Source organism: Streptomyces sp. CNQ085, assembly GCF_022614595.1.
Taxonomy (GTDB): Bacteria; Actinomycetota; Actinomycetes; order Streptomycetales; family Streptomycetaceae; genus Streptomyces.
The window spans coordinates 1-11176 of sequence record NZ_JAJFAU010000155.1 but is presented as its reverse complement, the minus strand read 5'-3'; the positions used below and the strand labels follow the sequence as shown (position 1 = coordinate 11176).

At 73.8% G+C, this 11176-nt stretch carries 9 protein-coding genes; 8 read left to right on the top strand and 1 reads right to left on the bottom strand.

What is annotated here, in order from left to right:
- From LJ221_RS20705 to LJ221_RS20695, 3 genes are all read left to right on the top strand, one after another.
- A partial coding sequence (locus tag LJ221_RS20705) for an AAA family ATPase (RefSeq protein ID WP_241718236.1) occupies positions 1-1357 on the top strand: 1357 nt, incomplete at its 5' end.
- A 434-nt stretch (positions 1358-1791) separates the two neighbouring features.
- A complete protein-coding gene (locus LJ221_RS20700) occupies positions 1792-3225 on the top strand; it encodes an NAD-dependent malic enzyme (protein WP_241718235.1) in 1434 nt (477 codons plus the stop codon).
- A gap of 313 nt (positions 3226-3538) precedes the next feature.
- Entirely contained in the window at positions 3539-3820 is a 282-nt protein-coding gene (locus tag LJ221_RS20695; protein ID WP_241718234.1) for an HU family DNA-binding protein, read from the top strand.
- 45 nt (positions 3821-3865) lie between these two features.
- Here the strand turns inward: LJ221_RS20695 and murA are convergent, their stop codons facing one another.
- A complete protein-coding gene (murA, locus tag LJ221_RS20690) occupies positions 3866-5194 on the bottom strand; it encodes a UDP-N-acetylglucosamine 1-carboxyvinyltransferase (RefSeq protein WP_241718233.1) in 1329 nt (442 codons plus the stop codon).
- Between the two features lie 228 nt (positions 5195-5422).
- On the opposite strand from murA, the gene LJ221_RS20685 reads away from it, so the two are divergent.
- From LJ221_RS20685 to LJ221_RS20665, 5 genes are all read left to right on the top strand, one after another.
- The gene (locus LJ221_RS20685; RefSeq protein WP_241718232.1) at positions 5423-5983 is read left to right on the top strand and encodes a YqgE/AlgH family protein; all 561 of its coding nucleotides are present in this window, start codon (positions 5423-5425) and stop codon (positions 5981-5983) included.
- Positions 5984-6299: 316 nt separating this feature from the next.
- Entirely contained in the window at positions 6300-6587 is a 288-nt protein-coding gene (locus tag LJ221_RS20680) for a DUF3039 domain-containing protein (protein ID WP_241718231.1), read from the top strand.
- Positions 6588-6914: 327 nt separating this feature from the next.
- A complete protein-coding gene (locus LJ221_RS20675) occupies positions 6915-8588 on the top strand; it encodes a beta-N-acetylhexosaminidase (RefSeq protein ID WP_241718230.1) in 1674 nt (557 codons plus the stop codon).
- A gap of 340 nt (positions 8589-8928) precedes the next feature.
- On the top strand, positions 8929-9789 hold the full coding sequence (locus LJ221_RS20670) for a xanthine dehydrogenase family protein subunit M (RefSeq protein WP_241718237.1): 861 nt from the start codon (positions 8929-8931) through the stop codon (positions 9787-9789).
- Positions 9786-11176: 2Fe-2S iron-sulfur cluster-binding protein (locus tag LJ221_RS20665; protein ID WP_241718229.1), on the top strand; the 1391-nt coding region annotated here is incomplete at its 3' end. The genes LJ221_RS20670 and LJ221_RS20665, both read left to right, overlap by 4 nt.

The window sequence follows — 11176 nt, the reverse complement described above, 5'->3', positions numbered from 1 at the left end:
CCCCCCCCCCCCCCCCCCCCCCCCCCCCCCCCCCCCCCCCCCCGGCGGGGTGCCCGGCCGGCTGCGGGTGGTCGCCCTCGGTGCCCGTCTGGAGCTGGACGCCGAGGACCTGCGCCGGATCCGCGAGCAGGCGCTCGGCGGCACCGCGCCCGTCAACCTGCTGCGCCCGCGCGCCCGGCGGCTGCTGCTGGACGCGTTGTGGGAGCGCTCGGGAGCGGGCCGCCGGTACACCGACCCCGAGTTGGCGGCCGAGGCGCGCCAGGGGTTCGACGAGGACATCGCCACCGAGACCGACTTCACCGGCTTCCTGGACGCCTGGTGGCCCGAGCTGACCCCGCGCCGCGTACTGGGGGCGATGGCCGACGAGAAGCGGCTCTCGCGCTGGGCGCGCCGTGTGCTCCAGCCCAGGGAGGTGCGGCGGCTGGCGCGTTCCCTGTCCCGGCTGGACGCCGACGGCACCGGCCCGCTGTCCGTCCACGACGTCGCGCTCCTGGACGAGCTGCGGGTCCTGCTCGGCGCCCCCGCCCGCCCCCGCCGCAGGGAGGCGGACCCGCTGGACCAGCTCACCGGCCTGGAGGAGCTGAGCACCTACGCCGACCGTCTCGCCGGCCGTACCGCCCGCGCCGAGCGCCGGGAGGAGGACGAGCGCACCGACTACGCGCACGTCATCGTCGACGAGGCGCAGGACCTCACGCCGATGCAGTGGCGGATGGTGGGCCGGCGCGGCCGCCAGGCGACGTGGACAGTGGTCGGCGACCCGGCGCAGAGTTCCTGGTCGGATCAGGAGGAGGCCGCCGCCGCCCGCGACGAGGCGCTGGGCGCGCGTGCGCGCCGCCGATTCGAGCTGACGGTCAACTACCGCAACCCGGCCGAGATCGCCGAACTGTCCGCCCGGGTGCTCGCCCTGGCCATGCCGGGGGTGCGCCCGCCCCGCGCGGTCCGCGCCACGGGCCTGGTGCCGCGCTTCGCCGTGGTGACGGGCGGGCCGGGCGGCAAAGGCGGTAGGGGCGGCCCGGACGGGGCGGTGGGACGGGCGGTACGCGCCGAGGCCGAGCGACTGCTGGCCGAGGTGGAGGGCACCGTCGGCGTGGTGGTGGCGATGGGCCGCCGCGAGCAGGCCCGCGCCTGGTTGGCCGGGCTCGGTGACCGGGTGGTGCCGCTGGGCAGCCTGGAGGCCAAGGGGCTGGAGTACGACGCGACGCTCGTGGTCTCGCCCGCGGAGATCGCCGACGAGTCCCCGGCGGGCCTGCGGGTGCTGTACGTGGCGCTGACCCGGGCCACGCAGCGCCTGACGGTCCTGTCGCGGGAGAGGGACCTCCCGGACGCCGAGGGGGTCCCCGACCTGCTGCGGGAGTGAGGCGGCGGGCGGGTTCCGAAGGAATTCCCGGTCGCCCGCGCCAGACGGAATCACCTCAGCCGATCGTTTGTTAGCCTGAGTGTGGCACCGGCCCGATCCAAGCCCCCGGGCTCAACCTTCGTCGCTTCGAGCGACCACTTGCCGCGAGGCGAGCATGGCGGGTCGGTGTCGCAGACGTGGATCCGAGGGGTCCGCACCGCCGGAGGGCGGTGCGGACCCCTCGTCCGTGTGCCTCCCGGCCCGGCCCGCCCGCGGTGTGCGCGTGCCGTGTGTCACACGCCGTGCCGTGCCGCGCCCTCCGCGGCGGGAAACGCTTTCCGTCCTCCGGAACCGGTTACCTGCTACCGGTCGGTAGGTGCGACGATCGGGTGACGCGGCCCGGCGAGGAGGCCGGACGCGCGGCACAGCACCAGGGAAAGCAGAGGAACCCGGCCATGGCAACGGCGCCCAGTGTCTCGTACTCGATGACCATCCGCCTGGAGGTGCCCGCCGGAGGAGCGGCGGTCAGCCAGCTCACCACGGCCGTGGAGTCCTCCGGCGGCTCGGTCATCGGTCTCGACGTCACGGCCTCCGGTCACGAGCGGCTGCGCATCGACGTCACGATCGCGGCCTCCTCCACCGCGCACGCCGACGAGATCGTCGCCAAGCTGCGCGAGGTCGAGGGCATCGCCATCGGCAAGGTCTCCGACCGGACCTTCCTGATGCACCTGGGCGGCAAGATCGAGATGGCGTCCAAGCACCCCATTCGCAACCGCGACGACCTGTCCATGGTCTACACCCCCGGCGTGGCCAGGGTCTGCACCCAGATCGCGGCCAACCCCGAGGACGCCCGCCGGCTGACCATCAAGCGCAACTCCGTCGCCGTCGTCACCGACGGCTCGGCCGTGCTGGGACTGGGCAACATCGGGCCGAAGGCCGCGCTGCCGGTCATGGAGGGCAAGGCGGCCCTCTTCAAGCGGTTCGCCGGCATCGACGCCTGGCCGCTGTGCCTGGACACCCAGGACACCGACGCCATCGTCGAGATCGTCAAGGCCGTCGCCCCCGGCTTCGCGGGCATCAACCTGGAGGACATCTCCGCCCCCCGCTGCTTCGAGATCGAGGCCAGACTGCGCGAGGCGCTGGACATCCCCGTCTTCCACGACGACCAGCACGGCACCGCCATCGTGGTGCTGGCCGCGCTGACCAACGCGCTGCGCGTCGTCGGCAAGCACGTCGAGGACGTGCGGGTGGTGATGTCCGGCGCCGGGGCCGCCGGCACGGCCATCCTCAAGCTGCTGCTGGCCGCCGGGGTGAAGCACGCGGTGGTCGCCGACATCCACGGCGTGGTGCACTCCGCGCGCGCCGATCTGGTGGACGCCGCCCCCGACTCGCCGCTGTGCTGGATCGCCGACAACACCAACCCCGAGGGCGTCACCGGCACGCTCAAGCAGGCCGTCGCCGGAGCCGACGTCTTCATCGGCGTCTCCGCCCCGGACGTCATCGGTGCCGAGGACGTGGCGGCGATGGCCGAGGGCGCCATCGTGTTCGCGCTCGCCAATCCCGACCCGGAGGTGGACCCGGCCGTCGCCCGCCGGACCGCCGCGGTGGTGGCCACCGGCCGTTCGGACTTCCCCAACCAGATCAACAACGTGCTGGTCTTCCCCGGCGTCTTCCGGGGCCTGCTCGATGCTCAGTCGCGCACGGTCAACGAGGAGATGATGCTGGCCGCCGCACGGGCGCTGGCCGACGTGGTGCACGAGGACGAGCTGAACGCGAACTACATCATCCCCAGCGTCTTCAACGACCGGGTCGCGGGAGCGGTCGCCGGAGCGGTGCGGGACGCCGCCATCGCGGCCGGGGAATCTGTGACGACCGCCACGACGTCCTGACCGGATAGGACCGGCGCGTCGGGGGCATCCCACCCGGATGGCCCCTTAGGGTGGCGAAAGCCGCGCCAAGAGTGGCTACGGACTGTAATCGTGGCGTGTCACGGGCGTCCCCCGGACGGTCTCGCAGGATGCCGGATTGGCATTACCGTCGCAGGTGGGGGCAGGATGCCTCCCCGAGGGCTGCGTCCTGGGGGCGCCCCCAGGACGCAGAAGGTCTGGCAGCAGACCTGGGTCCGGGGACTGTCCGAGGGCCCTGGCAGCATCGGCTTCGATCTCATGCCTCACAGGCAAGAAAAACACGGGAGTACGAATTATGAACCGCAGTGAGCTGGTTGCCGCGCTGTCCGAGCGCGCCCAGGTGACCCGCAAGGACGCCGACGCTGTGCTGGCCGCGTTCGCCGAGACCGTCGGCGAGATCGTCGCCAAGGGCGACGAGAAGGTCACCATCCCCGGCTTCCTGACCTTCGAGCGCACCCGCCGTGCCGCTCGCACCGCGCGTAACCCGCAGACCGGCGACCCGATCGAGGTCCCCGCCGGCTACAGCGTGAAGGTCTCCGCGGGCTCCAAGCTGAAGGAGGCCGCCAAGGGCAGGTGAGCCCTCTCGTGCTGCGTACGGCCCGGCCGGGGGGGGCGGTGGGGGTCAGGCGGGGCGTTCCACGCGCGCGCCCAGTGCCGACAGCTTCTCCATGAAGTTCTCGTAGCCCCGGTTGATCAGGTCGATCCCGTGGACCCCGGAGGTGCCCTGGGCCGCCAGGGCGGCGATCAGGTACGAGAAGCCGCCGCGGAGGTCCGGGATGACCAGATCGGCCCCCTGGAGCTTCGTGGGGCCGGACACGACCGCCGAGTGGAGGAAGTTGCGCTGGCCGAAGCGGCACGGCATGCCGCCCAGGCACTCGCGGTAGAGCTGGATGTGCGCTCCCATCTGGTTGAGGGCGGAGGTGAAGCCCAGCCGCGACTCGTAAACCGTCTCGTGGACGATCGACAGGCCCGACGCCTGGGTCAGGGCCACCACCAGCGGCTGCTGCCAGTCGGTCTGGAAGCCGGGGTGGACGTCCGTCTCCAGGGCGATGGCCTTGAGCGCGCCGCCCGGGTGCCAGAAGCGGATGCCCTCGTCGTCCACCTCGAACTCGCCGCCCACCTTGCGGTAGGTGTTGAGGAACGTGAGCATCTCGCGCTGGCTGGCGCCGCGCACGTACACGCTGCCCTCGGTCGCCAGCGCGGCGCTCGCCCAGGAGGCGGCCTCCAGGCGGTCGGGCAGGGCGCGGTGGTTGTAGCCGCCGAGCTTGTCCACGCCGGTGACGCGGATCGTCCGGTCGGTGTCCACGGAGATGATCGCGCCCATCTTCTGCAGCACGCAGATGAGGTCCTCGATCTCCGGCTCCACGGCGGCGTTGGAGAGTTCGGTCACACCTTCGGCCAGCACGGCAGTCAGCAGGACCTGCTCGGTGGAGCCGACCGACGGGTACGGCAGCCTGATCTTGCAGCCGCGCAGCCGCTGCGGTGCCTCCAGGTACTGCCCGTCGGCGCGCTTCTCGATGGTCGCGCCGAACTCGCGCAGCACGTCGAAGTGGAAGTTAACCGGGCGCCCGCCGATGTCACAACCGCCCAGGCCGGGTATGAAGGCGTGGCCCAGCCGGTGCAGCAGGGGGCCGCAGAAGAGGATCGGGATGCGGGAGGAGCCCGCGTGGGCGTCGATGTCCGCGACGTTGGCGCTCTCCACGTAGGAGGGGTCGAGTACCAGCTCGCCCGGTTCCTCGCCCTTGCTCACGGTGACGCCGTGCAGTTCGAGCAGGCCTCGGACGACTCGCACGTCGCGGATCTCGGGGACATTGCGCAGCCGGCTCGGTTCGCTGCCGAGCAGTGCGGCGACCATGGCCTTGGGCACGAGGTTCTTCGCGCCCCGGACTCTGATCTCGCCCTCCAGCGGTGTGCCGCCGTGGACAAGGAGTACGTCGTCGGTGCCGGTCATGGGCCTCGCGTTCCAGGGTGAGAGAAGAGCAGGGGCACAGGGAATGGTAATGGCCGTGCACCCGGGCCGTGCCCGTCCGTCCGGGGGGGGAGGACGGGCTCCGGGGAGGACGGACACGGCCCGCACCGGTGCGGGCCGCGCCCGCTCACGCACCGCGTCCGGTCCGTTCCGCGGCATCGTGCGGGATTCGGACCCCCCTCCCGGCCCGGAGTGCGGGATCATTGGGACATGACCGAGGTGACCTCGCTCACCGGGCGGCTGCTCGTCGCGACGCCGGCGCTGACCGACCCGAACTTCGACCGTGCGGTGGTGCTGCTCCTCGACCACGACGAGGAGGGCTCGCTCGGCATCGTCCTCAACCGGCCGACGCCCGTGGACGTCGGCGACGTACTGGAACCCTGGGCCGCGCTGGCGGGGGAGCCGGGCGTGGTCTTCCAGGGCGGGCCCGTCTCGCTGGACGCGGCGCTCGGTGTGGCCGTCATCCCCGGGAGCGAGGGCCCGCTCGGCTGGCGGCGGGTGCACGGGGCCATCGGCCTGGTGGACCTGGAGGCGCCGCCCGAGCTGCTGGCCGCGGAGCTGGGCTCGCTGCGGATCTTCGCCGGCTACGCCGGCTGGGGGCCGGGCCAGCTGGAGAGCGAACTGGAGGAGGGCGTCTGGTACGTGGTGGAGTCCGAGCCCGGCGATGTCTTCGCGCCCGAGCCGGAGCGGTTGTGGCGGTCCGTGCTGCGCCGTCAGCGCAGTGAGCTGGCGATGGTGGCCACGTATCCCGACGACCCTTCGCTGAACTAGTGCCGTGTCAGTCAGGGTTTGTCCGGTGGCGAGGCTCCTCCCGGCCTCCGGCCGGGGGACCCCAGGTGTGTGCGATCGCCGGGCGGCCGGAAGCCGCGTGCAGTCGTCCTGCCCGGGCTTTCGGCCAACGTGGCGAGCGTGCCAGGGCGGCGAACAGGGTGAACCCTGGCCGCCGCGGCACTGGTCGCCGGCCGAACCGGTCGCCGCGAGAGTGCGGGCTCGCCGGGCGGCACGCCGGCGCGGTCCGCTGCTCCGAGTGGACGAGGCGGGGCGGGCCCGGATGCCCTCGGGGAGGGTCGCAGTACCCTTGGGGCCCATGAGCACTCATGAGCCCGAGCGCGGGACGGGCACCGGCACCCTCGTCGAGCCCACCCCGCAGGTGTCCCACGGCGATGGCGACCACGAGCGCTTCGCCCACTACGTCCAGAAGGACAAGATCATGGCCAGCGCGCTCGACGGTACCCCCGTCGTCGCGCTCTGCGGCAAGGTCTGGGTCCCGGGGCGCGACCCCAAGAAGTACCCGGTCTGCCCCATGTGCAAGGAGATCTACGAGTCCATGGGTGCCGGCGGCGACAAGGGCAAGGACGGCGGCGGCAAGAAGTAACGGCGCCGCCCCGCGGCCCTCCTCCCCGCCCGGCCCCGGTCCGCCCCGCACAGGACCCGTCACTCCTCCGGCCCCCGGAAGCACCCGTGCTTCCGGGGGCCGCCGCGCGTGCGGGGACATGTCTCCCCGGCGCCCGTCCGGACGCCTTGTCGGCCGCTGCCGGTTGTCCTACTCTCCTGCGAAGTTGTGCAGAACGAAACGGACGTTGCGTATGGCGCAACGCCTGTTCTCCGGGGCCGCTCGGGAGCGGGACGCCGAAGGCGGCCGAGGACGAGGGCGGGCGCGGACGGCGTGCGCGGCCCGCGGAACACGCGAGGAGAACCGGGCATGTACCAGCCCGATCTGGTCCCCCTGCCGCGCTCCGTCGAGGACGGCGGCGGACAGCTGCCGCTCGACGAGCGGACGGCGCTCGACGCCGGCCCGGGCGCCGAGCGATCCGGCCACTGGCTGCGCGGTGCCCTCGTCGCGGCCACCGGCCTGTCCCTGCCGCCGGCCGGCGCGGACGGCGGCAGGGGCACCGTCGTACGGCTGCGTGTGGACGAGGCGGTCGCGGCCGAACTCGGCCCTGAGGGTTACCGGTTGGACGTGTCCGGCGGCGGCGCCGAGATCCGCGGCGGTGCGGCCCCCGGTGTCTTCTGGGGCGCCCAGACGCTGCGGCAGCTCCTCGGTCCCGCCGCGTACCGCCGCGCTCCGCTGCCAGGCGGCTCCTGGTCGCTGCCGCACCTGAGCGTGGCCGACGCGCCCCGCTTCGCCTGGCGCGGCTTCATGCTGGACACGGCGCGGCACTTCACGCCCAAGGACGGCGTGCTGCGCTGGATCGACCTGCTCGCCGCGCACAAACTCAACGTGCTGCACCTGCATCTGACGGATGACCAGGGGTGGCGTCTGGAGATCGTGCGCTTCCCCCGGCTCACCGAGGTCGGCGCCTGGCGCCGGCGGACGAAGCTGGGGCACCGGGCCTCCTCGCTGTGGGACGTGCGTCCGCACGGCGGCTTCTACACCCACGACGACATCCGCGAGATCGTCGCGTACGCCGCCGAACGCCACATCGCCGTCGTCCCCGAGATCGACCTGCCCGGCCACTCGCAGGCGGCCGTCGCCGCCTACCCGGAGCTGGGCAACACCGACATCGGCGAGGACCCTCCAAAGGTGTGGGACGACTGGGGCGTCAGCCCCAGTGTCCTGGCCCCGACCGAAGAGGTACTCCGCTTCTACGAGGGGGTGTTCGAGGAGGTGCTGGAGCTGTTCCCGGGCGAGTTCGTGCACATCGGCGGCGACGAGTGCCCCGCGGACCAGTGGCGGCGCTCGCCGACCGCGCGGGCGCGCGCCGAGCGGCTCGGCCTGGATGGCGTGGAAGCCCTCCACGGCTGGTTCGTAAGGCACTTCGACCGCTGGCTGGCCGAACGCGGCCGCCGGCTCGTGGGATGGGACGAGATCCTGGGGGCCGGCACGGCGGGTACGGCCGGCGCGGGCACGGGGCTCGGCCCCGGCGCGGTGGTCTCCTCCTGGCGCGCCCACGAGGGCGCGGTCGCCGCCGCACGGGCCGGGCACGACGTGGTGACGTGCCCCGAGCAGGAGGTCTACCTCGACCACCGGCAGGACGGCGGCGAGGACGAACCGGTGCCCATCGGATACGTGCGCACCCTGCGCGACGTGTACGGCTACGACCCCGTGCCGCCCGAACTCGCGGGCACCGGCGAGGCGGAGCACGTCGTCGGCGCGCAGGCCAACCTGTGGACGGAGGTCGCGGAGGACCAGCGGCGCGCCGACTACCAGGCCTTCCCGCGGCTGGCCGCCTTCGCCGAGGTGGTGTGGTCGGGGCCGGGCGCCCGGGACGGGGAAGGCGGCTTCGGTGACTTCGAGCGGCGGATGGCCACCGCCCACTACGCCCGCCTCGACGCGCTGGGCGTGGCCTACAGACCGCCGTCCGGGCCGCGCCCCTGGCAGCGCCGTCCCGGCATCGGGGGGTGCCCGTTCGAGGGGCCGCCGAGAGTGTACTGAGGGCCGGAGCCCCGGTCCGGATTCCCGGCCGACTCATCCCCGACCGCCTCGGGCAAGGCCTGGAACGACCCCCGAAACGGCCTGTATAAAGTAGTACAAGGACTCTCAGGAGTGGCAGGACGCTTCTGTTGGTGACAAACGCCGAAAGCGGGCCATCGTCCAGGTCAGGGACGGAAGCTCCCTTCACGGACCCCGGCTCCGGCGGCCCCCGGAATGTGCCAGAGTTGCCACGTCCGGGTTCCCAGCGCGTACGGTACGGCTGGGCAGCCGGGACGACCGGGGAAGGGGCGCTGGATTGAGCACGCACGCACCGCACGCACCACGGGCGGCGCAGCCGGTCATGTTGCCGGCCACGCTCGACGAGGCCGTGGCCGCTCTCGCCGCCACGCCCGCGGCCGTACCCGTCGCAGGCGGCACCGACCTGATGTCCGGGGTGAACTCCGGGCTGCTGAGGCCCGCGGCGCTGGTCGGCCTGGGCCGGATCAGCGAGATCCGCGGCTGGGAGTACCAGGACGGCCACGCGCTGCTCGGCGCCGGCCTCACCCACGCCCGTATGGGGCGCCCCGACTTCGCGGCCCTCATCCCCGCCCTGGCCGCCGCCGCCCGCGCCGCCGGACCGCCGCAGATCCGCAATGCCGGGACGCTCGGGGGCAACATCGTCACCGCCGCGCCCACCGGTGACTCCCTTCCCGTCCTGGCCGCGCTGGAGGCCACGGTGCTGATCGCGGGGCCGGGCGGCGGACCGCGCGAGGTCCCCGTCAGCCATCTGCTGGCCGGAATGGAGATGCTGCGGCCCGGCGAGATCGTCGGCTACGTACGGGTGCCGCTGCTGTACGCCCCTCAGGCTTTTCTCAAGGCCACCGGCCGCACCGGTCCCGGGCGCGCGCTGGCCTCGGTCGCCGTCGTGCTCGACCCCGTCCGCCGCGGGGTGCGCTGCGCGGTCGGCGCCGTCGCGCCGATGCCGCTGCGCCCGGTGGAGGCCGAGCAGTGGGTGGCATCGCTCATCGACTGGGACGGACAACGGGCCCTGGCCCCCGAGGTGCTGGCCGCGTTCGGCGACTACGTCGCCATGGCGTGCATCCCCGATCCCCCCGCCCCCGAGGGCGGGGAGGAGGCCCCCGTACTTCCGCCCGCGGCACTGCACGTACGGCGTACGGTGGCGATACTGGCCCGACGGGGGCTCGGGAGGGCACTCGCATGAGCAACGACCAGCAGGGGCCGTTCCGGCAGGACGACGGCCGGCCCGTGCCTCCTCCGGCGCCCGAGGGCGGCTGGGGAGGCGAGCACGACGGTGACTCCACCGCGTTCATACAGCTTCCCGAGAACCTGCCGGGCCCGTACCACTACGGGTACGCCGACGGGCCCGGCGGCACGCCCGAACCGCTCGCCGCGCCGGGCACCGGACACGGCTGGGAGCCGCCCGCCATCGACCCCGGCGCCCCCCCGCCGCCGCGGTCCCGGCTGCCGGTGACCCCGGAGGCCGCCAACGATCCGGCGGCCCCGGTGCAGTGGACCATGCCGTTCGCCGGGAGCCAGGCGGAGTCCGCCGAGCCCGTGGGCCCGGCACCTTCCGAGCCCGCGCGGCCCGAGCGGGAGCAGGGACCGCCGCCGGGTGCGGCCGCCGCCATGGGGCAGGGCGCCGCGGCGGCCCTGGCCGGCTCGCACGAGGCACGCGTACGGCAGCAGCGCCGCCCGCGGGATGGCGAGGACCGGGAGGCACCGGCGCCGGCGGAGGGTTCCGGCGGTGACTGGAACGCGGTGCCCGCGCCCGGCGCGACCGGCCAGTGGTCGATCCCGTTCGCGGCGGCCGACAGCCCCGACGACTCCGGCGAGTATCCGGCCGCCGCGGTGGCCGGGGGAGTCCCCGAACCGCCTCCGGTCCGCGAACCGCGGGGAGCGGACGACCGGGAGCCGGCGGAGGTGCCCGGCGCGGAGGCGGCAGAGGCGACGGAGCCGGTGGAGCCGGTGGAGCCGGGCGTGGACCCGGTGGAGTCGGCTGCGGAAGGTGCTCCGGAGGCCGGGGGGGAGCCGGACACGCCGGACGCCTGGGGGCAGGACGCCGGTGAACCGCCCGCCGACCCGTCCGCACCGCGTGCCGCCGAGGTCGACAGCGAGCACCCGCACGTCTCGTACGTCCTGCGCGTCAACGGGACCGAGCGGCCGGTGGCCGACGCCTGGATCGGCGAGTCCCTGCTCTACGTGCTGCGCGAGCGCCTCGGCCTGGCCGGAGCCAAGGACGGCTGTTCGCAGGGGGAGTGCGGGGCCTGCTCCGTCCAGGTCGACGGACGCCTCGTCGCCTCCTGTCTGGTGCCCGCCGCGACCACCGCCGGATCCGAGATCCGCACCGTCGAGGGGCTGGCCCGGAACGGCACGCCCTGCGACGTGCAGCGGGCGCTGGCCGCATGCGGCGCCGTGCAGTGCGGCTTCTGCGTACCCGGCATGGCGATGACCCTGCACGACCTGCTCGAAGGCAACCACGACCCGACGGAGCTGGAGACCCGCCAGGCCGTCAGTGGCAACCTCTGCCGCTGCTCCGGCTACCGGGGCGTGCTCGATGCCGTCCGTACGGTCGTCGCCGAGCGCGAGGC